The sequence below is a fragment of the Syntrophobacterales bacterium genome (genome assembly GCA_019429105.1).
In the GTDB taxonomy this organism is placed as follows: Bacteria; Desulfobacterota; Syntrophia; order Syntrophales; family UBA5619; genus DYTH01.
Genome location: JAHYJE010000043.1, coordinates 1 through 21,269 on the forward strand (window position 1 = coordinate 1; position 21,269 = coordinate 21,269).

The 21,269-nt window shown below is 51.8% G+C and carries 23 protein-coding genes and 1 pseudogene; 13 read left to right on the top strand and 11 right to left on the bottom strand.

Annotated features, from left to right (window positions below; genetic code table 11):
- The 9 genes and pseudogenes from K0B01_12485 to K0B01_12525 all read left to right on the top strand — a co-directional run.
- Positions 1-386: DUF4332 domain-containing protein (locus K0B01_12485; GenBank protein MBW6486956.1), on the top strand; the 386-nt coding region annotated here is incomplete at its 5' end.
- A gap of 49 nt (positions 387-435) precedes the next feature.
- A pseudogene (gene mscL, locus K0B01_12490) lies at positions 436-895 on the top strand (large-conductance mechanosensitive channel protein MscL).
- Positions 896-932: 37 nt separating this feature from the next.
- Complete coding sequence (locus K0B01_12495) at positions 933-1,142, top strand: DUF2267 domain-containing protein (protein MBW6486957.1); 210 nt, start codon at positions 933-935, stop codon at positions 1,140-1,142.
- Between the two features lie 34 nt (positions 1,143-1,176).
- Positions 1,177-1,584, top strand: coding sequence for a DUF4332 domain-containing protein (locus tag K0B01_12500; GenBank protein MBW6486958.1), 408 nt, complete (start codon positions 1,177-1,179; stop codon positions 1,582-1,584).
- A 216-nt stretch (positions 1,585-1,800) separates the two neighbouring features.
- On the top strand, positions 1,801-2,340 hold the full coding sequence (locus K0B01_12505) for a hypothetical protein (protein ID MBW6486959.1): 540 nt from the start codon (positions 1,801-1,803) through the stop codon (positions 2,338-2,340).
- A 44-nt stretch (positions 2,341-2,384) separates the two neighbouring features.
- Complete coding sequence (locus K0B01_12510; protein ID MBW6486960.1) at positions 2,385-3,269, top strand: site-specific DNA-methyltransferase; 885 nt, start codon at positions 2,385-2,387, stop codon at positions 3,267-3,269.
- Positions 3,269-3,811 carry a hypothetical protein gene (locus K0B01_12515; protein MBW6486961.1) on the top strand — a complete coding sequence of 181 codons (543 nt, stop codon included), beginning with the start codon at positions 3,269-3,271 and terminating at the stop codon, positions 3,809-3,811. The genes K0B01_12510 and K0B01_12515 overlap by 1 nt, the downstream gene beginning before the upstream one ends.
- Positions 3,812-3,900: 89 nt before the next feature.
- Positions 3,901-4,536, top strand: a complete 636-nt coding sequence (locus K0B01_12520) for a class I SAM-dependent methyltransferase (GenBank protein MBW6486962.1) — start codon at positions 3,901-3,903, stop codon at positions 4,534-4,536.
- Positions 4,537-4,607: 71 nt separating this feature from the next.
- Positions 4,608-5,177, top strand: coding sequence for a hypothetical protein (locus K0B01_12525; GenBank protein ID MBW6486963.1), 570 nt, complete (start codon positions 4,608-4,610; stop codon positions 5,175-5,177).
- Positions 5,178-5,810: 633 nt separating this feature from the next.
- Here K0B01_12525 and K0B01_12530 read toward each other — a convergent pair.
- From K0B01_12530 to pstC, 9 genes are all read right to left on the bottom strand, one after another.
- Positions 5,811-8,318 (bottom strand): helix-hairpin-helix domain-containing protein, encoded by a 2,508-nt coding sequence (locus K0B01_12530; protein ID MBW6486964.1) that lies wholly within the window; start codon positions 8,316-8,318, stop codon positions 5,811-5,813.
- A 183-nt stretch (positions 8,319-8,501) separates the two neighbouring features.
- Positions 8,502-9,326, bottom strand: a complete 825-nt coding sequence (locus tag K0B01_12535) for a phosphate ABC transporter substrate-binding protein (GenBank protein MBW6486965.1) — start codon at positions 9,324-9,326, stop codon at positions 8,502-8,504.
- A 197-nt stretch (positions 9,327-9,523) separates the two neighbouring features.
- The gene (locus tag K0B01_12540) at positions 9,524-10,207 is read right to left on the bottom strand and encodes a Crp/Fnr family transcriptional regulator (protein MBW6486966.1); all 684 of its coding nucleotides are present in this window, start codon (positions 10,205-10,207) and stop codon (positions 9,524-9,526) included.
- 158 nt (positions 10,208-10,365) lie between these two features.
- On the bottom strand, positions 10,366-11,088 hold the full coding sequence (locus K0B01_12545; GenBank protein ID MBW6486967.1) for a winged helix-turn-helix domain-containing protein: 723 nt from the start codon (positions 11,086-11,088) through the stop codon (positions 10,366-10,368).
- Entirely contained in the window at positions 11,081-12,844 is a 1,764-nt protein-coding gene (locus K0B01_12550; GenBank protein ID MBW6486968.1) for a PAS domain-containing protein, read from the bottom strand. Before K0B01_12550 ends, K0B01_12545 begins: the two co-directional genes overlap by 8 nt.
- Positions 12,822-13,529, bottom strand: a complete 708-nt coding sequence (phoU, locus tag K0B01_12555; protein MBW6486969.1) for a phosphate signaling complex protein PhoU — start codon at positions 13,527-13,529, stop codon at positions 12,822-12,824. The genes K0B01_12550 and phoU overlap by 23 nt, the downstream gene beginning before the upstream one ends.
- A 24-nt stretch (positions 13,530-13,553) precedes the next feature.
- Complete coding sequence (gene pstB, locus K0B01_12560) at positions 13,554-14,324, bottom strand: phosphate ABC transporter ATP-binding protein PstB (GenBank protein MBW6486970.1); 771 nt, start codon at positions 14,322-14,324, stop codon at positions 13,554-13,556.
- Complete coding sequence (gene pstA / locus K0B01_12565; GenBank protein ID MBW6486971.1) at positions 14,318-15,184, bottom strand: phosphate ABC transporter permease PstA; 867 nt, start codon at positions 15,182-15,184, stop codon at positions 14,318-14,320. The genes pstB and pstA overlap by 7 nt, the downstream gene beginning before the upstream one ends.
- Before the next feature lie 29 nt (positions 15,185-15,213).
- On the bottom strand, positions 15,214-16,101 hold the full coding sequence (gene pstC / locus K0B01_12570) for a phosphate ABC transporter permease subunit PstC (GenBank protein MBW6486972.1): 888 nt from the start codon (positions 16,099-16,101) through the stop codon (positions 15,214-15,216).
- A 415-nt stretch (positions 16,102-16,516) separates the two neighbouring features.
- Here pstC and K0B01_12575 point away from each other — a divergent pair, with 415 nt between their 5' ends.
- The 3 genes from K0B01_12575 to K0B01_12585 are packed head-to-tail and all read left to right on the top strand — an operon-like array spanning position 16,517 to position 18,229.
- Entirely contained in the window at positions 16,517-16,810 is a 294-nt protein-coding gene (locus K0B01_12575) for a hypothetical protein (protein MBW6486973.1), read from the top strand.
- Between the two features lie 13 nt (positions 16,811-16,823).
- Positions 16,824-17,444: an HDOD domain-containing protein gene (locus K0B01_12580; GenBank protein MBW6486974.1), complete on the top strand. Its 621-nt coding sequence runs from the start codon at positions 16,824-16,826 to the stop codon at positions 17,442-17,444.
- Positions 17,381-18,229 carry a diguanylate cyclase gene (locus tag K0B01_12585; GenBank protein ID MBW6486975.1) on the top strand — a complete coding sequence of 283 codons (849 nt, stop codon included), beginning with the start codon at positions 17,381-17,383 and terminating at the stop codon, positions 18,227-18,229. The genes K0B01_12580 and K0B01_12585 overlap by 64 nt, the downstream gene beginning before the upstream one ends.
- 22 nt (positions 18,230-18,251) lie before the next feature.
- On the opposite strand, the gene K0B01_12590 is transcribed toward K0B01_12585, so the two are convergent.
- Entirely contained in the window at positions 18,252-18,452 is a 201-nt protein-coding gene (locus tag K0B01_12590; GenBank protein MBW6486976.1) for a hypothetical protein, read from the bottom strand.
- A 60-nt stretch (positions 18,453-18,512) separates the two neighbouring features.
- The gene (locus K0B01_12595) at positions 18,513-19,523 is read right to left on the bottom strand and encodes a DUF128 domain-containing protein (protein ID MBW6486977.1); all 1,011 of its coding nucleotides are present in this window, start codon (positions 19,521-19,523) and stop codon (positions 18,513-18,515) included.
- A 532-nt stretch (positions 19,524-20,055) separates the two neighbouring features.
- Here K0B01_12595 and K0B01_12600 point away from each other — a divergent pair.
- The coding region (locus tag K0B01_12600; GenBank protein ID MBW6486978.1) for a Glu/Leu/Phe/Val dehydrogenase at positions 20,056-21,269 on the top strand (1,214 nt) is incomplete at its 3' end.

A 21,269-nucleotide genomic window follows, 5' to 3' on the forward strand; every position in this document is an offset into this window, starting at 1 on the left:
TAGGGTTGTTGTTTTGGTGGTGGCTGCGCAGTCGCCGCGAGGAAGAGGCCGTCCCAACAGTCAAAGCTGAGGCAGTAGCGCCTGTTCGTGTCGCTGAAGCAGCCGTGCCTGTAGCAAAGTCAGCGCCACCTACGCCGGATAACTTGAAGCGCATCGAGGGGATTGGGCCAAAGATATCGAGTGTGCTTCGGGCGGCAGGCATCACGACCTTTCCTCAACTGGCTGTGAGCGATCTGAGTCAGCTGAGGCAGATTCTCACAGAGGCCGGTCTTGCCGCGTTGGCGGATCCTGGCACCTGGCCGGAGCAGGCGGGTCTGGCAGTTGCTGGCAAGTGGGATGAACTTGAGGCGTTGCAAGATGAACTCAAAGGTGGTCGGCGGGTGTGATTGATTGGCCTGGCCCCCAGTGAGAATCAAATCGAGAGAGGAGACCAACATGTTGAAAGAGTTCAAAGAATTCGTTATGCGTGGGAACGTGGTTGATATGGCCGTGGGCATCATCATCGGTGCTGCTTTCGGCACAATCATCAATCAAGTCACTGGTTGACGATATCATCATGCCTCCCGTTGGCTTGCTGTTGGGAGGTGTAGACTTTGCCAACCTGTTCATGTTACTGAAGGCAGGCTCCCCGACTGCGCCCTACGCATCGTTGGCCGACGCACTGGCGGCGGGCGCAGTGACGGTCAACTATGGTGTGTTTATGAATGCCATCGTCAGCTTCATCATCGTCGCCTTGGTGATGTTCCTGCTCATCCGCAGCATCAACCGACTGAAGCGGGAAGAGGATGCACCACCTGCCGAACTGACGACGAAAGAGTGCCCATATTGTCTGTCCACTATCCAAATCAAGGCCACCCGCTGCGCACACTGCACTGCTGAACTGTCAGTGGCATAAGATCAACGATAGCTCGACTGGAAAGGAGGTGAGAACAATGGATGAATTGGTCAAGCTGGTTTCGCAGAAAACCGGTCTTTCCGAAGAGAAGGCCAAGACAGCTGTGGAAACGGTTATCGGCTTTCTCAAGGAAAAGATCCCGGCTCCCATCGCTGGGCAAATTGACAGCGTGTTGGGCGGTGCTGGATCGGCGAAAAGCGTAGGGAATCTCGCTCAGGGACTGGGAGGTATCCTGGGCAAGAAGTAGCCCACTCACAATTCATGTTTGAAAGGAGACAACGATGGCTATCTCAATCGGCAAACTCAAAGGTATGTACACCGAACTAGAGGCTAAACTGAAGGAGCAAGGGATCTACAATAGCGATCAGTTCCTCGGAACAGCCCAGACACCCGCTGGACGAAAGGCATTGGCTGAGCATGCAGGCGTGGAGTCACGGGCTATCCTGGAACTAGCTAACCGGGCGGACTTGGCTCGCGTTCGGGGTATCGGTGGAGTCTTCTCTGATCTGCTGGAACAGGCTGGCGTGGACACAGCCAAAGAACTGGCAACTCGCCGTCCAGACAACTTGCACACCAAGTTATTGGAGACAAACGCTCAAAAGAGACTAGCAGGTCGAGCACCCACCCTCGATATGGTGCAGGATTGGGTGGCTCAGGCCAAAGAGCTGCCCAAGTTGCTGGAGTATTGATCTTTGACGTGGCGAGGCACTGGTTGCCTCGCCACGCATGGTAAGTAGAGCGTCAAATTCAGGGCAGAGCGGCCTAACCACGGGTTGGAGCCGACTGGGCTAATCTCGCGCCAATTCGACTGCTCCACGCGCTTTCAGTGGGAGTTGTGGCAAAGGCTCTTTCCCGCACCCGCCCAGCGGCTCAACCCTGGTCGTTAGCACAAGGAAAGAATAGATATGGCAACGACAAGACGAAACATATACAAACATTCAATAGATATTAAACAGTTAAGAATAAAAAATGCCGAACGGAATGAATTTGCAAAAAGACTTGAAGAAATACCCTATCGTGGATACGAGGTTGAGGATATTAATGATGGAAGAAAAATTGTGATTGTGAAACCCGGTGGGAAACAAGCATGGGGAAAAATGCGCAAAGAGGATTTTTTCGTCTTCATTTATAATCCAGTAGAGCAAACTCTATGGCAAATATCGCATAAGCAAATACACGAAGATTTGACTGAAAAAGCCAAAGCAGATAAGGTTGCTACTATTGAAATCCTTAAAGCATTTGAGAGGGTCTATCACGGTGAAGACCCTGATGATATTCTGAATTCTCTTGCCTTGAACAATCCAATAGGCGAAAATCCAGAAGCTCTTTTAAAAGCCTATAAGTGGATCTGGGGGCAGGAAGATGTTAATTATCCAACAGGCCAAGGAAGAAACATGTCATGGATAGGGCTTAAAGAACTATTAGAATCGCTGACTATAGAATAATCTTCTATAAAAAGAAGCAACTTATAAACTAGATAGGTAACGTTATGAAATACCAAGGAACAGAAGAGAACCATTCTTTACCCTTGATGGTTATGGAAAGATCCGAATACTCACCAAATCAATGCGTGTTTCACAATGATGAATTTGGAGTATGGCTTTATCAGGCCAATTGCATTGAGTTTATGGAGATGATCATCAAAAAATATCCTGAAGGAAAGTTCGATGTAATCTTTGCCGACCCGCCATACTTTTTATCTAACGGGGGCATTACATGTCATGCAGGAAAAATGGTTAAGGTTGATAAAGGCCAATGGGACAAATCTAATGGCCCTGAAATTAATCATGAATTTAATATGACTTGGCTGTCAAGATGTCAAAAAGTTCTAAAGCCCAATGGTACTATTTGGGTTTCTGGAACACAGCATGTTATTCATTCTGTTGGCTATGCCATGCAGCAAATGGGTATGAAAATTCTTAATGACATCACTTGGGAAAAGCCTAACCCTCCTCCCAATTTATCTTGTCGCTATTTTACGCATTCCACAGAGACAATCATCTGGGCTGCTAAAAATGAGAAATCAAAACACTGTTTCAATTATGATAAAATGCGTGAAATTAACGCTGGCAAGCAAATGAAATCCGTTTGGTCTATGACGGCCCCAAATGGCGATGAGAAAGAATTCGGAAAACACCCAACTCAAAAACCCGTCCAACTCCTGAAGAGAATTATTTTGGCAAGCACAAGAGAAGGTGATTTGGTATTTGATCCATTCTCCGGCAGTTCAACAACTGGCGTTGCTTCCATATTGCTGGAACGAAAATTTGTTGGTTGTGAATTAGAAGATGAGTTTGTAGGTTTGTCTTCAAAACGGCTTGAAATGGCAATTAAAAAAAGATTGTCTTCCTTTGATTTTGCGGAGGTGTTTTGATGAAAACAGGCGGTTTAGGTGGAGCTAATACACTTACTGGGTTGAACTTTGAAAGTAAAGTTGACTTTCAGAAACTTTTAGAAAAAATTCCGGGATATAGTGTTGCCAAAATACCCAACAAGGCTGGCATGGGATTATTCTTTGAAGGAAAACTAGTTGCCCGGTGCTTCAAAAAATACGATTTTTATAGGTTTCTTGATGAGTCTAAAGTCAACTGGCAGAATATGCTTTCCAAAAAACTTTTACCGGATGATGCAATGCTTGTTATCGTTCGTGAGACCTTGTTTATTATTGAAGTCAAGTATCAACAGGTAGCAGGATCTGTTGATGAGAAATTACAGACTTGCGATTTTAAGCGTAAACAGTATCTCAAATTGGTTGCTCCCTTGGGATTAAAAGTCGAATATGTCTATGTGCTGAATGACTGGTTCAAAAAACCGGCATACAAAGATGTGTTGGATTATATACACAGTGTAAATTGCCATTACAAATTCAACGAATTGCCTCTTGCTTGGCTTGGGTTACCCACAAAGAAAGTCTAACGAGGCGCTGCACTGGACGTGGTTCCGCTGCGCTCCACCACGCCAGTGACCTTGAGCGTTATCTTTGATGTAAATTAGGATATTTTTTTATGATTAAAGATCAAATGAATAGAATTTACAGCACTATGCCACTTGATATAATTCCTTGGAATATTAAGAACCCGCCTCAGATTCTCACTAATTTGGTAGAAAAAGAGATAATAAAGCCATGCAAAATTATTGATTTAGGATGCGGTGCAGGAAACTATATTCTTTATCTCGCGAAAAAAGGATTTGATGCAACAGGATTAGATATATCCGAATCCGCAATTCAAATTGCTAAGAATTCAGCCCTTGAAAAAGGTATTAAATGTAATTTTATTGTGGCAAGTGTGATGGACTATAACTTTGATACATCTAAACCTTTCGACTGTGCATATGACTGGGAGGTGCTACACCATGTTTTCCCTGAGCAAAGAGCGCAATATATCAGTAACGTTTCAAAGCTTTTAAAGTCCGGTGGTCAATACATGTCAGTATGCTTTAGCGAAGATAGTCCTCAGTTCGGAGGTAAAGGCAAGTTTCGCAAAACTCCCATTGACACTGAATTGTATTTTTCATCTGAAAATGAATTGAGAGAGCTATTTGAAGGTGTATTCAATATTGAACAACTTGAGACAATAGATATTGAAGGAAAATTCGGAACTAATAGAGCAATATACGCGTTTATGAATAAGAAAAGATAAAAATGCAATTTCAGCGGACGCAAAAAGCCGCGCCGCTGAATTGCAGCTTTCGGCTTACAGGAAATATAGCTATGGAAGAGAAGAAGGATGGCAAGTGGTCCATTTTGGACGTCATTGAGGACGCACATCCCGGAAAGGGAAAGGAAACCACCGTGCCAATAGCTTTTGTCCTTTCCGGTGCCCGTTGGCCCAGGGAGTTTCGGGCGAACGGTTACCCGCATGACGAAAATGGGCAACCGTTGTACACAAGCGATAGTCAAGAAGACTTCCTTGCTTATGTCGAGTGGCTTGCCGATTACCTTCTCTTTGTCACATTTGAGCCGATAGCGGAACAGGTCGGGTTATGCAAATTTGCTTCCGGAATGGCACATGAAGACGCGATGTTCTTCTTGGGCATGCACGCAGGCATTTACCACGCGGAGCTTGAAAGTGGACTGCTTGCAGACCCAGATTGCATAGCATATTCGGAAACCGAGAATACCGAGAAGAACCGGCAATGGCCAGATGATTCGTATATGCCTTCAGATGCAGGATATCGTGTCCCCCTGTCAATGGTACTTCGTACCGTTTCGGAGCATGCGCAGCGAATAACGCTCTTGCGGACGTTTTTCGCGTTACATACAGAATATGTGTATAAGTGATCCGACGCCCAACACTGGCATTCAGGCAGGCGATCGTACCTCGCGCCGCTGATGTGCTGGCCGTAGGCAGACCACCAGCGATAGATTGTATTAACGTCGAGGGAAAAGCGAAAGTAATAATGGATTTGGAATGAAGGCGCTAAGAATGATCATAGCCGGAGTAATTTTTGTGATCGCCTGTCCCATCAGTTGGATTGGCGCTTGGGTCTCAGGAACTTGGTTTACGGTCGTTCTAAGCATGGCACTTCCCACTTATGGCGGAATCTATCGGGCTCTTTCTCAAGTAATGGAAATTTCATTTTTACATAGCTTACTGAGCTGGAACCTCGGATTCGTTGGTGCATACGTAACTTTGAGGGCGATATATGCACTTTCGAAAGAGCCGCGTTGAATGTTGAGTGCCAAAAATGCCTAACAAATCAATTAACCCGACCGGGTAATCCGGTCTGTGGTTTTCCTGCCAGGGTTCCGGCCCCGGCGGGTTATTTCAAACGTTGGGCGAAAAATATGCAACTTGCAGATTGGCAGCTAAGAGAATCAAGTCGAACTCATGCGATAGCCCAAATCAAGGCGGTAACGATGAATCAAATAATATCCATTATAGATGAACAGATAGGATTCTCTGTATAGCCCTTATTCTTTTTTGCCGAAAACTGCCGCAAACGGGTTGTTGAACGGGACCTTCTCGGGTTGCCGCTTATCGTGAGGCGGTTTTTTGTCACCCTTTTTATCCGGCGAAAAACGCTGATGGGACTTGTTTTCTTCCCGCCTTGGCGCCCGGCCCGTTTCTTGCCGAAGCGCTTTGCCGCTCCGCACATCATCCTGCGCATTGCGCTCGAATGATTTCCCGCCCGGGCTGGCAGATTTTCCGTCATCACTGCTGCGCACAGACGTTTTTTCGGAACCCGCGACATCCCTGCTTTTTCGCTCGGCAGACCTGTTTGCCGCGGCCGCGGGATTTTTCTTCAGGGTAAGCGAAATGCGTTTGCGCTCCAGATCGACCGCCAGGACGGCAACCTCAAGCATCTGGCCCACTTTCAGCACAGTGGACGGGTCTTTTACGAATCGGTCGGCAAGCTGGCTGGTGTGAATCAGGCCGTCCTGATGAACGCCGATATCGACAAACGCGCCAAAGGCGGTAAGATTCGTCACGATCCCCGGCAGCTTCATCCCCGGCACAAGATTTTCCAGCTTCTCGATCCCCTCGGCAAAATGAAACTCTTCGCGCTTAGTGCGGGGGTCGCGGCCCGGTTTCGCGAGTTCCAGCATGATGTCGTTCAATGTCGGGAGACCGATATCGTCGGAAACGTACAGATTTGCATCTATTTTTTGCCGCAGTTCTTCGTCGCGCATCAAATCGCTCACCGCGCAGTCCAGATCGGCCGCCATTTTTTCGACAACGGAATAGCTTTCCGGGTGGACGGCGCTTGCATCCAGCGGGTTTTCGCCGTCACGAATCCTCAGAAATCCGGCCGCCTGGACAAAGGCCTTCGCGCCGAGCCGAGGAACATCCAGCAGGGACTGCCGGAAGGAAAAAGGGCCATGTTCGTCGCGCCAGGCAACGATATTTGCGGCGAGCGCCGGGCCCAGCCCCGACACATAGCCCAACAAGGCGGCGGAGGCCGTGTTCAATTCTACCCCGACGGCGTTGACGCAGCTCATCACGGTATCGTCGAGGCTTCTTTTGAGCTCCGCCTGATCGACGTCATGCTGGTACTGGCCCACCCCGATCGCCTTTGCGTCGATCTTCACCAGTTCCGCAAGCGGATCGGCGAGTCGGCGCCCGATCGAAACCGCTCCCCGCACCGTAACATCCTCGTTGGGGAATTCCTCCCGGGCGATTTTGGAGGCGGAATAGACGGAGGCGCCGCTTTCATTCACCATAAAAATCTGAATCGTGTCGGGCAGGTTAAGCTCCCGCAGGAATGTCTCCGTTTCCCGGCCTGCCGTGCCGTTACCAATGGCAATCGCCTCGATGCGGAAGCGCCGGCAAAGGGATTGCACCGTCTCGCTGGAAACTTTTCGCATGTTTTCCGAGAGGTGGGGCAAGATTACGTCGTGATGCAAAAGCTTCCCCTGGGCGTCGAGGCAGACGACCTTGCAGCCAGTACGAAAACCGGGATCGATTGCCAGTATCCGCTTTTGGCCAAGCGGCGGGGCAAGCAGGAGCTGACGAAGATTATCGGCAAAAACACGGATTGCCTCCGCATCCGCCCGTTTTTTGGTAACCGCCCGGATTTCTGTTTCCATCGCACTTCCCAGAAGCCGCCGGTAGCTGTCTTCAACGGCCAGACGCACCTGCCCGGACGCGGCCCCCGTCCCGGTCACAAATATGGCCGTAAGCAGCGCAATTGCCTCCGCCTCCGGCGGGACGACGCGCATCGTCAAGAAACCCTCTTTTTCCCCGCGCCGCATTGCAAGAATCCGGTGCGAAGGCGCCTTCGCCGCCGGCTCCTCCCAGGCGAAATAGTCGCGATAACGGTTCCCTTCCGTCTCTTTTCCCTCGATGACCCGTGACTGGAAAAGGGCCTTCTCCGCAAAATACGCCCGCATCCGCGCCCGCGCCTTTTCGTCTTCATTGACCATCTCGGCGATGATGTCCCCCGCTCCCGCCAGGGCCTCCTCAACAGTCGCCACCCCTTTTTCCGGATCGACGTAGGGCGCCGCTTCCGCAAGCGGGTCGCAATCACCCTGGGCAAGGATAAGTTCGGCGAGCGGCGCCAGCCCCTTTTCCCGGGCGACCGTCGCCCGCGTCCGCCTTTTGGGACGAAACGGCAGGTAGATATCCTCAAGGACGGAGAGGGTTTCCGCCGCGGCAATGCGGACTGACAGATCGTCGGTCAGGAGTTCCCGCTCGGCCAGCGACTTGAGAACTGCCCCGCGTCTTTTCTCCATTTCGGCAAGCTGTTCGAGCCGGTCGCGGATGTCGGCAATCTGCACCTCGTCGAGGGCGCCAGTCGCCTCCTTGCGGTAACGGGCAATAAACGGAACCGTTGCCCCTTCTGCAAGCAGTTTAGCTGTGGCCGCCACCTGGCTTTGCTGAATATTCAGCTCCGCTGCCACTTTCGGGTAGTGGGTTTCAGGAACGTCGTGATGAATGTCAATCTGCTGGGAAGCGCTATTTTGAGCTGTCTCCGTCATATCTGCAATCCCTTTCTCCGGATATCATTGACGGGCCTCATATCATAAAAACATCTATTTGCGAAATGGTTCGTGGAGTATCGCCACGATAATTTTGTGCTTCAGGCAAGCGCCTGATTTGCAATGAAGGGCCGGTTAGTTTGAACCGGCCCTTTTCCACTTCATGCCCAATAGCCGGCTCTTTTATTTCTTTGCCGACAGAGGCACAAACCCAGCTTTTTGTACAAGCTTCTGGCCATCCGGGCTGAGAACAAAATTGATGTACGCCGCCGTTTCACGTTGGGGCTTTCCTTTTGTGTACATGTAAAGGTCGCGTGCTACCGGATACTCTTTGGAAAGGGCGGTTTTAGTGGAAGCCTCCACTCCGTTCACTTTCAGCGCCTTCACCGATTTGTCTATATAGCCCAGGCCGATGTAGCCGATCGCGTATTTGTTTTTGGAAACGGCCTGGACAATCGCGCCGCTCGAAGCCTGAAGCTGCGCGCGGGGAAAAACCCTTGCCTTCTTCAGCACGATCTCGCCCCATGCCTCAAACGTACCGGAGCTGCTGTCGCGGGAAACAACGACAATCTCCAGATCATCGCCGCCGACCTCTTTCCAGTTCCTTATTTTGCCTTGATAGATTTGGCTGAGCTGATCAGTGCTAAGATTGCTCACCTTGTTTTTGTGATTGACAACCGGCACAATAGCGTCGATCGCAACGACGTTCGGATAAATCTCTACGCCTTTCGCCTTTCCCAGGTCAATTTCCTGCTTTTTTGCTGCGCGGGACATGTTGGCGATATCCGCCGTTTTATCCACCAGCGCCTTGAACCCTTCTCCTGAACCACCGCCGGAAAGGGAGATGTTGCTGCCCGGGTTCTTCTTCATGAATGCCTCAATGGTCGCCTGAGCGATCGGGAGCACCGTTGTGGAACCCTTTATCACGATATTCCCCGCAAACGCCACCCCGGCGCTCGCCATCAGAAACGCTGTTGCAACTACCGTCTGTTTTATGAACCTTTTCATAATTTTCCTCCCAAGTATTTAATTTTGGTGGAATATATAATCTTTTTGTTGCAGGATGATGACATCAGGATGAAGATTGCATGAAAAAATTCGGAGGCGCCCCACGCAACGGCAAGTTTTTACGGGGATAATAATTGCCGGCTCTTTCGCAGAAATCGCCCTTTCCGCTCCGCCTTAAAAGTGAGGAGCGCAATACTTTACAATAACTTATTCCGTAATTTGTCGAAGTCGAGAATCGTGATCTTTTTTTCGGCAATTTCGATCAACCCCTGCTCGCGGAGGTTGCGCAGCTCTTTGTTGACGCTCTCCCGGGAAGCTCCGATCATCCCCGCGATGGTCGTCTGAGTGATGTTCAGCCGAATAACGCCGCCCTCTGCCTCCTGAAAGCCGTTATTGCCGACAATTTCCAATAGCTTCTTCACAAGCCGGGAGGAAACATTCAGGAAAAAGATGTCTTCAAGAAAGTCATCAGCCTTGCGCAGACGCTTCGACAGTGTGGAAAGTATAGTCCTTACGGCCCTTTCGTTATTTGCTACACACGAAAAAAAATCGGCTCGGGTCAGAGTGTAGAGATATGTTTCCTCTACGGCGACGGCGTCGGCTGAACGCGGCAGGCCATCGAGCAGGGCCATCTCGCCGCAGAAATCACCGGCGGAAAGAACTGCAAGGATCACCTCGTCGCCATTTATCGAATGACGCACGATTTTTATTTTTCCGGCGATAATCATATAAAGGGCGTTTCCCTCTTCACCCTTGCGGCAGAGAAACTCTCCCCGAGAGAGCGTCTGCCTTTGGAGAAGCGCGGCCAGACGCCCGGTATCCTCGGCGCGCAGCGATCGAAACAACGGAACTTGCCTCAATAACATTTCCCGGTTTGTCATTGATTGACCTCCTTAATTTCTGAACATTCTCTTTCTTGCTGTGAACTTCAGTCGGAGCAACCTGCCCCTGACAAGATCGGATACATCATGCAGAGGGTCCTTACCTATAACTTTTTCGCCGATAAAAGTAGCTTTATGAAATACGACACTGACCCCGATTAAGGTTCGGCAAACTTGTACCCGATGCCGCGCACGGTCAGGATGTAGCGGGGTTTTTCCTTGTCCGGTTCAATTACGCTGCGCAGACGGCTTATGTGAACATCAACTGTGCGGGGTTCTACAAACGCTTCATCGCCCCAGACGCGGTCGAGCAACTGGTCGCGGCTGTAAACACGGCCGGGGTGGGAGATAAAAAAATGCAGGAGTTTGAACTCCCGGGAACTGAGTTCGACCGGTTTGCCTTCCAGAGTCACCCTGTACGACCCCAAATCCATCCGGATTCCCCCGCAGGCAAGCAGTTCCCGCTGGTCGTCATCCGCTTTATCAACATCGAGCTGCGCTTTTCGTTCGGACCGCCGCAAGAGGGAGCGCACCCGCGCGATCATTTCCCGGACATGAAACGGCTTGGTGATGTAGTCATCGGCGCCGATCTCGAGCCCCAGTATCTTGTCGAGCGGGTCCGCTTTCGCCGTCAGCATGATTATGGGGATATCCGCTGTTTCGGCGTTTCCGCGCACCGCCCGGCAGACGTCCATCCCATTCATTTCCGGCATCATCAAATCGAGCATAACCAGATCCGGCTTTTTCGCCCTGATCAGCTCCAGCGCTTTGCGCCCGTTTCCTGCTTTGATGACGGAAAATCCTTCCTGTTCCAGATTGAAGGAAACCAGCTCCAGAATGTCCTGCTCATCATCGGCAACAATGATTTGCTTTTTAGTCATGAGCGTTCTCCGTTTTTCTGAAAACCGGGAAGGAAAGCGAAACCGTCGTCCCCTTGCCCGGAGCGCTCTGTATGTTCATCCGGCCGCCGTGGGCCTTCATCAGATGCTTGACGATCGACAACCCCAGCCCGGTGCCGCCCAGTTTTCGGGAGCGTGTCTTGTCCGCCCGGTAAAAACGCTCGCCCAGTCGGGGAAGCTCCGCTTCCGGAATCCCCGGGCCGGTATCGGCGACTATCAGCGCCAGGAAATCATCTCCCTCCGGCAGCGCCGTCAGGGAAATAATCCCGCCCTCCGGGGTAAATTTTAGCGCGTTATCTATTATGTTGATGAGTATCTGCGTCAGCCGGTCCCGATCGGCAAATATCAAAGGCAGGTCTTGCGGAATATCCATCCGCATTGCCAGGCCCTTTTGCCCGGCCCTCCCCCCGGTAACGAGCAGCGCCCTTTTAACCTCCTCCGCCAGGGACAACCCTTCGCGCTGCAGACGCGCCTCCCCCAGTTCGAGAACGGAAAGCGTCGTAAGGTCATCCACCAGACGGTTAAGACGCTCGGCGTTTTCCCTGATCGTGTCTATGAATCTACCTGCCATCTCCCGGTTTTCCAGCGCCCCCTGCCGGAGCGTCTCCGCAAACCCGATGATTGCCGTAAGCGGGGTGCGTATTTCGTGGGTTACGTTTGCGATGAAGTCGGTGCGAATCCGTTCGAGACCCTTGAGACGGGTTACGTCATTGAAAGCGAGCAGCATTTTTTGCCCTCCGCCCGTTTCGCTGTTCAGCGCCGCAATCGTTACGCTCATCACGACCGGATGTTCATCGCCAATGGCGATCTCCTCGCAGACGCTCTCTCCGGTTTCCCGAAAGCGCTTCAACGCATCATGAAGCCCGGCATTGCGCAAAACCTCTATCAGCGTTTTACCAATCGCCTCTTCCTGCGGCCGGGCGATCATCATCTCCATGCTGCGATTCAGCGACTCGATCCTGCCTTCGGCATCGAGCAGCATGACCCCTTCTTCCATCCCTGCAAATACCGCTTCGAGCTTGTGCCGCGCCTCTTCGGCCCGCATGAGCCTCTCTCGCAGATATTCCACCATCTCTTTAATGTTTCCGGCAAGTTCTCCAATATCATCCGGCGCTTTCACCAGCAGCGAACCGGAAAAATCGCCGGCGCGAACGCGGCCGGTAAAGAGAATCAATCTCCGGATTGGGGAAAGCAGCCGGACGGTAAGATATGCGGAAGTCAGAAGGTATATGATAATAATCGCGAGCAGGATCCCCAGAAACATCCGCCCCTTTGCGTCGGCAAGGAGGGCCACTTCGGTCACCGGGCGGGCCAGGCGCACATAGCCGGGGGTTTCCGAAGCAAGCGGAACAGCGACATAGAACATCTTCTCTTGGAGGGTGCTGCTGTAACGGGAGGCTTCTCCCTTGCCCCTCAAACGGGCCTCCTGAATCTCGGAACGGTTCAGATGGCTTTCCATTTTCCCGGGGGACGAAAGCGTATCGGCAAGAACTTTTCCCTCGGCGTCGATCAAGGTCAGGCGCGCGCGCGCCAGGCGGGAGAGTTTTTCAGCGTTTGCCCTGATCTTTGCAACCGGCATGGTGGCGATGATGCCCGCCTCCGCCGTCAGCTCTTCCTCGAACCGGACAAGCAGCTCCTTTTTGAGTTCGCTTTGCAGCCAGATGCTGGCGGTGGCGAACACCACTATGCCAACGACAAGAAACGAAATCAGAAACTTACTGGAGAGATGACTCTTCATTTTTCCCCACTGGGAGCGGTTCGTGGCGGATGATTTTCCCCGTCACCATGTAAATGACCATATCCGCGATCCCCTCGGCATGATCGGCGATGCGTTCCAGGGTTTTCGAAATTTGCATGATGTAGAGGCTGACCTTGATGTTGCCGGGATCAGCCAGCATGTACATCACCAGTTCCCGAAAGATCTGTTCGTTAAGGTTGTCGATTACCGCATCCTCCGCCCGCACGGTCCTCGCCAGGTCAACGTCCTGCCGCACCATCGCGTCGAGGCTGTTTCTTATCATCTCCCTGCTTATCTCCCCCATCCGGGGCAAATCAACGTACGGCTTGAGCTGAGGGAAATCATTAAGAATAATCGCCTTCTCGGCGATGTTGACCACCATATCGCCGATCCGCTCCAGATGGCCGGTGATCTTGATCGCCGTCGTAATAAAGCGCAGGTCGCGCGCTGTCGGCTGTCGCAGGGCAAGAATGCGGATGCACCGCTCCTCCAGTTCGATATCGAGACGGTCGATCTGGTCATCGCCTTTGATAATCTCCCGCGCTACGGCGGTATCTCGCTCCAGGAGCGCCTTGATCGCCAACTCCAGCGCCTTTTCCGTTTTTGCGCCGAGGTACAGCAGTCCGTCCCGAATTGCCTGCAACTCCCGTTCATATTCCCGGCTGGTATGCCGCGTCTCTTCCATTTTTTCTCCGATCTTTTTCCTGCTCTATCCAAAACGCCCGGTAATGTAGTCTTCCGTCTGCTTCACATCCGGGGTGGTGAATATCTTTTCAGTTTTGCCGAATTCTATCAGTTTGCCTATGTAAAAGAAACCGGTAAATTCCGAAACTCGCGCCGCCTGCTGCATATTGTGGGTAACGATGATGATCGTGTAGTGTTCCTTCAGTTCATCGATCAGCTCCTCGATCTTGGCGGTCGAAATCGGATCCAGCGCCGACGTCGGCTCGTCCATCAACAACACCTCCGGCTTCATCGCGAGCGCCCTTGCGATGCAGAGACGCTGCTGCTGGCCGCCGGAGAGGGTCATCGCCGACTTTCCCAGGATGTCCTTAACCTCGTCCCATAAAACGGCCTGTTTCAGGCTTTCCTCCACGAGGGCTTCGAGTGAATCCCTATCCGTAATTCCCGCCAGTTTCGGCGCGAAGGCAATGTTGTCAAAAATGGATTTCGGAAACGGGTTCGGCTTCTGAAAAACCATGCCGATCTGCTGGCGGATCTGTACCGGATCAACCTCCGGGGCGTAGATGTTTTTCCCTTCGAACAGGATTTCGCCTTCGACACGGGTTTTGTCGATCAGGTCGTTCATCCGGTTGAAAAGCCGAAGCAGGGTTGACTTCCCGCAGCCGGAAGGCCCGATCAGGGCAGTCACCTTGTTCCTTTCAAAATCGATCGTGATATCCGACAGCGCCTTGAAGGATCCGTAGAAAAAATCAACGTTTTTTGCCCTGACAATTACTTTTTCTTCCAAGCTTACCACCTTTTCTTTCTGCGAATAACGCTGCGGATAACTATCGCCACAAGATCTATTCCCAGAACCAGGGCAATCAGCACAAGCGCCGTCCCGTACTGCAGCGGCCGGGTCTGCTCTATGTTGGCGCCGGCGGTCGCCAGCACGTAGATATGATAGGGCAGCGCCATCACCTCGTCAAATAAGGACTTCGGCAGAACGGCGGTATAGAAGGCCGCCGCCGTAAACATGATCGGCGCCGTCTCCCCTGCCGCTCGGCCGATGCCGAGAATCGAACCGGTCAGAATGCCGGGAACCGCTGACGGCAAAACAATCCTTGCAATAGTGCGCCATTTGGAGACCCCCAGGGCCAGTGATGCCTCCCGGAAGGTCTGGGGAACCGCTTTCAACGCCTCTTCCGACGCCCCGATGATGGTCGGCAGAATCAGGATGCCGAGGGTCAGGGAGCCTGCGAGGATGCTGGAGCCGAAATGGAGAAAGACGACAAAAAAACCGAGGCCGAAGAGTCCGAAAACAACTGACGGCACCCCGGCCAGACAATTGACGCCGATTCGGATGATCCGGATAAAGGCGCCCTGTTTGGCATATTCAATCAGATAAACGGCGGAAACCACCCCCAGCGGCAGGGCGACGGCAATTGCCCCGCAGGTCAGATACAAGGTGCCCACGATAGCCGGCATGATCCCGCCTTTCGTCATCGAATCGGTGGGGGGCAGCGTCAGAAAATCCCAGGAGATCGCCCGAAAACCATTGACAAACAGAAAGGCAAGGATCCCCAGAAGCGCCAGCGTTATAGTAAAAGCCGCGAGCCGCACGAGGCCAAAAAAAAGGGCCTGCCGCAGATATCGCGCTTTATGAACGGTACGCATCACTTTTACTTCCTGCGGATTCTCACTGTTCACAACGTGCCCGACCCCTCTTCCTTAAAGCGGTTGGAGATATGATCGGCAATCAGGTTAAAAACAAGGGTAACAACAAAAAGCACAATCCCGGTGGCGAAAAGGGCATGATAGTGGCCGCTTTGGAAAGGCGCCTCTCCCATTTCCGCGGCGATGCTCGCCGGCATCGGCCGCACGGAATCAAAAATGTTTCTCGGAAGCGCCGCAGCGCCTCCGGCTACCATCAAGACCACCATCGTCTCCCCGATCGCCCGCCCCATTCCCAGGATCACCGCTGTGGAGATTCCGGAAAGCGCCGACGGAACGACCACCCTTGTGATTGTCTCATATTTTGTTGCCCCGAGGGCGTAGGCTGCCTCCTTGAAATCGCGCGGAACCGCATGGAGGGCGTCTTCGGAAATGCTGGAGATCGTCGGGATAGCCATCAAGGCAAGCATCAGCGAGGCATTCACAATATTGAGCCCCGTCGGCAGATCAAACGTCTGCTGCATCCACGGCGCCAGGATAACCATCCCGAAAAAACCGAGCACCACCGAGGGGAGACCGGCCAGCAGTTCGATAACGGCTTTAAGCGCCTCCTTGATTTGCCGCGGGGCCATTTCCGCTATGTAAATCGCGGAAAGAATCCCGAACGGAACAGCCAGCAGGCACGAAAAAAATGTAACAATAACCGAACCCACGATCAGGGGCCAGATCCCGTACGCCGGCGGCTCATCGGTCGGATACCAGAGGGGGCCAAACAGGAAATCCTGCAAGGACGTCAGATGGAAGAGCGGGAGTCCTTCCCGAAAGAGGAAATAGACAATCAGCGCCAGCGCCAAAAGCGAAAGCATTGCAAAAAAGGCAAAAACATTTTTGATGATGATCTCTTTAAACCTTCTGTTCATTATACGTTCCGCTTTTCTCCTGACGGCGCCTCTTGTAGAGTGCGCCTTTTATTAGCGCGGGTATTTTAACTGCGCTTTGTTTCAATATTATGACAGATTCATTAATATTGCATTAAATAAACGTTTCCCCGACTCTTCCCCGGCGCCACGGTATTCGCCGCTCAATCTCCGTGCAAAAGCAGCTGCCGCTGTGGAAAAAATATTGATTATTGAGCCAATTGCAAAACTCCCAACGCTGTCATTCCCGCAACGCTTCTGGGCGGGAATCCATTTTTTAACTATTTGAAATCATGGATGCCCGACAAAAACACTCGGGCATGACACGGAGTTTTGCAATTACCTCTATTTTTAAACAATATCTTATGTGCCGAACGCTAAAAAGTTTTTTACAGCGCCAACGGGAAAAAGGGGGCTTATGCCAAAAATTTCTACCGACAAGATAACGCCTGGCATGGTTTTAACAAAGCCGATCCAGGGAAGCAACGGGATGATTTTGCTCGCCGAGGGGACGGAACTTAACGAAAAGTGGATAGATCGTCTTGCAGCAATGGGGATTGACGGCGTGTGGATAGGCGCCTCCGAGCCGCTTATGCCCATCTCTGAGGCGCTCGCCGCACTCGATGTACGATTTGCAGCAGTTCTGAAAGAACCCTATATGGAAACATTAAAAAATATGGTGCGTATCCATATCGAGAAACTATATGCATGAGGGTTAAGGTATTTTGGAAATAATCGATATTACCAAGCAAAGAACGCGGATAGAGAATATCGGAGCGCTGCCGACGGCGCCGGGTTCACTGAAAAGAATTTCCCAAATTCTGGAAAAACCGCACGTTACCCTGGATGAGATTGGCCACCTCATCTCCGCGGACCCGGCCCTGGCCGCCCGGGTGTTGAGGATGGTCAATTCGGCCATTTACGGCTTCCCGGGACGTATTTTCTCTGTTTCGCACGCAGTTATGCTGCTGGGACTCAACGTAATCAAGGGAATGCTGCTGGGGATTTCGTTTTTTGACATCATGCAGAAATTAATGGACGGCCTGTGGGAACATTCCCTCGGCTGCGCCGTTATCGCCCGGTCTATCGCTGAGAAAAAGGGGGTAAGCGATCCGGAAGAGGTGGCAATAGCCGCTCTCATCCACGACATCGGCAAGATCATTCTGATTATGGAGTTTCCGCAGGCATATGAAGGAGTGATGAAAGATGCAGCGGAGAGGCGCGTTTCCGTAAGCAAGGCGGAAATAGCGGTTTTTCGGGAAACCCATGCGGCGGTCGGCATGTGGCTTTCCCAAAAATGGCGCTTTCCGCACTTGATTTCATCTTCAATGAGATCCCCGACATAGTGATCGTGGAGATCGTCAGCGGGGACGAAGCGACGGTGCCGAGGCTAAGCAGCGTGAAGGAAGATCCACTGTTCAGCCAGATACCGGTTATTGCCGTCTTCAGGGAGGAACCCCTTGCCGAGGCGTGGGAAAGTATCCTCGTTGAGGATTATCTAAGGAAGGATGATCTCGGGCGGGATCTGCTCTTGCGGGTCAATTTGGCAGTGACCCGCTACAACCGCGTTGTTGAAGTCAATCCATTGACCCGGCTTCCGGGGAATATCTCCATCAACCGACAAATACAAAGGCGTTTGGACAAAGGAGAAGGCTTTGCCTTTGCGTACGCTGATCTTTCAGAATTCAAGCCGTTCAACGACAGATACGGCTTCTCCCGCGGCGACGAGGTGCTTAAAATAACCGGTCGCATCATTCTCAATATCGTCAAAAGCAAACAGCCGACGGGAAGTTTTGTGGGACATATCGGCGGGGATGATTTTGTTTTTATTATGGAAAAAAGTCTTATCCAGGATGCTTGCCGCGATGTAATCAAAGCCTTCGATCATATAATCCCCACCTTTTATGACTCCCAGGACAGGGAAAATAACGGCATCGACTCAGTGGATCGTCGGGGCGTCTTGATGTCTTTTCCGTTCATCAGCCTTGCTATCGGCGTTACCGATACGGCAGGACGGAGCCTTACTCACTTCGGACAGGTGACAGGCGCCGCTTCCGAGATGAAGAATCTGGCGAAGAAAAAGCGGGACAGCTCCTTTAGCGTCGATAAACGCATCATCCAACCGCGTTGAGGTTGAAAGGCGGGCAAGCGCTTCATTCAAGATAACAGACCGCCATACGGCTGTGCGGAGCAAAGCGCAGATAAATGCACCGCCGCCCCTCCGCTATCGCCTGTCGTATAAACGGCTCGGTAAAATGAGTGTAATCATCAATGTTCTCAACTCGCCAGACAACGTTGTCGCCAAGCCTTAGTCCCTGAACTACCTGATCGAGGGCGGGCAAACCGCTCGACACGGTTTCAGTTTCTATGATGCAAGCATCCTCTCATTGCCTTTATCATAATCTTTCCCTCCTTTATTTTAGGTAATCCCTGATGCGGCTTTCCATCTCTTCGTATCGGAAGAGCCTGTTGAAATCGATAAGGCCCGCCATCGCCCTTGAATAGGCGCGAACCCCGGTTTCTTCGAGAATAGACACGGGATTCAGCCCCCCGATAATGATTGCCCCGATGCGGCCCTCCGCTACGGGAATGTCAAGAACAGCTTGACCGGGCTTGCCAATTTTTACCAGCCCCCCGAGCCCGATCCTTCCCAGCTTCTCCGTAAGCTGCTCCACCGCTTCGAGGCTTCCCGCGGGGAACTCCCGGAAGCTGGCCCCAATCCTGCCGTTCCCCGTCCGCACAACATCAAGGTAATTTGTCATGCCGCTTCTGATGAAAATCTCCAGAGGATCGATGCTTGTTCCATCATACATGATGATTTCAACAAAGCGGGCCGGCTTTTTGTCCACCATTTCCAGGAGCCCGCCGAATCGCGATGTAACCGGAATGCCGTGCTTCAGCATAACTCCATTGAGGGTAATGGAACAGACGGTCCCTATCCCGATCATTCCTTCGGGAATCTTGATGTATCCACAGCTTTCGCCGGGGCCCAAAAACGCCAGAAGCTGCCCCATGGCATAACCGTTTTCGTAAACTTTTGAGATCATGGGTATATTCTTGGCCAGCAGGCCTGGTTCCACCACGGTCACATTGATCAGAACGGAGCCGGCGGCAGTGTTCAGATTGAAATCCATCCGGTACGTCAATTGGTCGATCTTGGAGGATAAAAATCCGACACGCTCGATAATCCGAAAGGATTGGAGTTCTTCCATACCGCGAACGGTGATGGCGTGCCCCTTTTTGCCGTTACTGTCGGTCAAGCCTTCGGCAACCATCTTCTGCAAATAGAGACGCACCGTCCTTTCGCTGATCTCATGGCCGAGAGCTGCCAGCTCCTCGGCAACCCGAGAACTGCTGAGCGGGTCTTTCGCGTTTTTCATAACATTCAAGATTAGAATTTCTTTTCTTTTTTTCTTGTCTTCCATAGTCTTTTCCCTCTTATTTCGCTCATTGCGGCACAGGTAAACATATATGACAACGGTATGTCAACTTGATAGTTTGGAATAAAAGCACCTCCCGATTCCCCCAATAGCACTCAATTGTTCGCCGAAAAGTATTTAACCTATCCGGCAATCATTGATAGTACAATCGGCATAATTGCCAATATCGCCGAGCATGCAATTTAAAGTCAAGCATTTTTATTTTTGCGATTTTTTATGTTGCCCTTCTATAATACAATACATTTACTAAAAAACTTGACAGTGAACAAAGAGCTTGGTAAGGATTCCGAAAATTGAGGGCGTGCTTATACGGCAATGATATTCCGATGTGACGGTAATGTGTGGCCGATGAATAAATATCTCCGGCGTAATGGTTAGCGGTTAAAATTGAGGCGAGAATAGTCCGCAGCGGTCGCTTGTGCCGGATGAAAATATGAGTGATAGCAGTAGTTCCATAATGATTGGACGTTCTTGACAAACAAGGGAAGCAGTAAATTTATTAAAGGAGGTAGGGAAAATGGTAAAAGAAAATCCGTTTGTGGTTGCGCAGAAACAGCTTGATCAGTGCGCGAAGATACTAAACCTCGACCCCGGTGTGCAGGCAATTTTGAAGGTTCCGTCGCGGGAACTGCACGTTTCTATTCCGGTGCGGATGGACGACGGCTCCCTGAAGGTTTTCCAGGGGTTCCGTATCCAGTACAATGACGCGAAGGGCCCCTGCAAGGGCGGAATCCGCTTTCATCCCGAGGAAACCGTCGATACCGTCCGCGCCCTCGCCGCCTGGATGACCTGGAAATGCTCACTGCTCGATCTGCCGCTTGGCGGCGGCAAGGGCGGGATAATCTGCAATCCCAAAGAGCTGTCGCAGGGTGAGCTGGAGCGGCTTAGCCGGGCTTATATCAACAAGGTCGCGCCAATCATCGGGCCAGACAAGGATGTTCCGGCGCCGGATGTTTACACAACCCCCCAGATCATGGCCTGGATGATGGACGAATATTCCAAAATCTCCGGGAAAAACCAGTTCGGTCTTCTTACCGGGAAACCCCTTTCAATCGGTGGTTCCAAGGGCCGCGGCGACGCGACTGCAAGAGGCGGCCTCGTCACGGTTCGCGAGGCGGCAAAGGAACTGGGCATTGACCTTGCCAACGCAACGATCGCCGTCCAGGGGTTCGGCAACGCCGGATACTACGCTGCCTACCTTGCCGAAAAGCTTTACGGGGCCAAGGTTGTCGCTGTTGGCGATTCGAAGGGATGCATCCTGTCCGATGACGGACTCGATCCGCATAAGGTGGCAAGTCACAAGGCGCACACATCAACGGTGTGCGATTTCCCCGGCGCCAAATCGATCAGCGACGAGGAACTGCTGTCCCTCGATGTTGACATCCTCTTTCCTGCCGCCCTGGACGGAGTGATTACCGGCGCCAACGCCCCCAATGTCCGCGCCAAGATCGTTGCCGAGCTTGCCAATGGGCCTACAACGCCGGAGGCTGATGAGATTCTTTACAAAAACGGCGTCCACCTGATTCCGGATTTCCTCTGCAATGCCGGCGGCGTTACCGTTTCCTACTTTGAGATGGTTCAGAACTTCTACATGTACTACTGGGAGGAGGAAGAGGTATATAAACGCCTCGACCAGAAGATGACGACCGCCTATCACTCGGTGCTCGACACCTCGAAAAAGTACAAGGTCAACATGCGGCAGGCGGCTTATGTTGTCGCCGTCGAACGGGT

What these genes read in the sequence shown, in the direction of transcription:
- K0B01_12575 (MBW6486973.1), top strand. Translation starts at nt 16,517, where the DNA reads ATGCCAAAAATTTCTACCGACAAGATAACGCCTGGCATGGTTTTAACA.
- K0B01_12545 (MBW6486967.1), bottom strand. Translation starts at nt 11,088, where the DNA reads ATGACTAAAAAGCAAATCATTGTTGCCGATGATGAGCAGGACATTCTG.
- K0B01_12515 (MBW6486961.1), top strand. Translation starts at nt 3,269, where the DNA reads ATGAAAACAGGCGGTTTAGGTGGAGCTAATACACTTACTGGGTTGAAC.
- phoU (MBW6486969.1), bottom strand. Translation starts at nt 13,529, where the DNA reads ATGGAAGAGACGCGGCATACCAGCCGGGAATATGAACGGGAGTTGCAG.
- pstC (MBW6486972.1), bottom strand. Translation starts at nt 16,101, where the DNA reads ATGAACAGAAGGTTTAAAGAGATCATCATCAAAAATGTTTTTGCCTTT.
- K0B01_12525 (MBW6486963.1), top strand. Translation starts at nt 4,608, where the DNA reads ATGGAAGAGAAGAAGGATGGCAAGTGGTCCATTTTGGACGTCATTGAG.
- K0B01_12595 (MBW6486977.1), bottom strand. Translation starts at nt 19,523, where the DNA reads ATGGAAGACAAGAAAAAAAGAAAAGAAATTCTAATCTTGAATGTTATG.
- K0B01_12540 (MBW6486966.1), bottom strand. Translation starts at nt 10,207, where the DNA reads ATGACAAACCGGGAAATGTTATTGAGGCAAGTTCCGTTGTTTCGATCG.
- K0B01_12505 (MBW6486959.1), top strand. Translation starts at nt 1,801, where the DNA reads ATGGCAACGACAAGACGAAACATATACAAACATTCAATAGATATTAAA.
- K0B01_12535 (MBW6486965.1), bottom strand. Translation starts at nt 9,326, where the DNA reads ATGAAAAGGTTCATAAAACAGACGGTAGTTGCAACAGCGTTTCTGATG.
- pstA (MBW6486971.1), bottom strand. Translation starts at nt 15,184, where the DNA reads ATGCGTACCGTTCATAAAGCGCGATATCTGCGGCAGGCCCTTTTTTTT.
- K0B01_12500 (MBW6486958.1), top strand. Translation starts at nt 1,177, where the DNA reads ATGGCTATCTCAATCGGCAAACTCAAAGGTATGTACACCGAACTAGAG.
- K0B01_12510 (MBW6486960.1), top strand. Translation starts at nt 2,385, where the DNA reads ATGAAATACCAAGGAACAGAAGAGAACCATTCTTTACCCTTGATGGTT.
- K0B01_12550 (MBW6486968.1), bottom strand. Translation starts at nt 12,844, where the DNA reads ATGAAGAGTCATCTCTCCAGTAAGTTTCTGATTTCGTTTCTTGTCGTT.
- K0B01_12520 (MBW6486962.1), top strand. Translation starts at nt 3,901, where the DNA reads ATGATTAAAGATCAAATGAATAGAATTTACAGCACTATGCCACTTGAT.
- K0B01_12495 (MBW6486957.1), top strand. Translation starts at nt 933, where the DNA reads ATGGATGAATTGGTCAAGCTGGTTTCGCAGAAAACCGGTCTTTCCGAA.
- K0B01_12530 (MBW6486964.1), bottom strand. Translation starts at nt 8,318, where the DNA reads ATGACGGAGACAGCTCAAAATAGCGCTTCCCAGCAGATTGACATTCAT.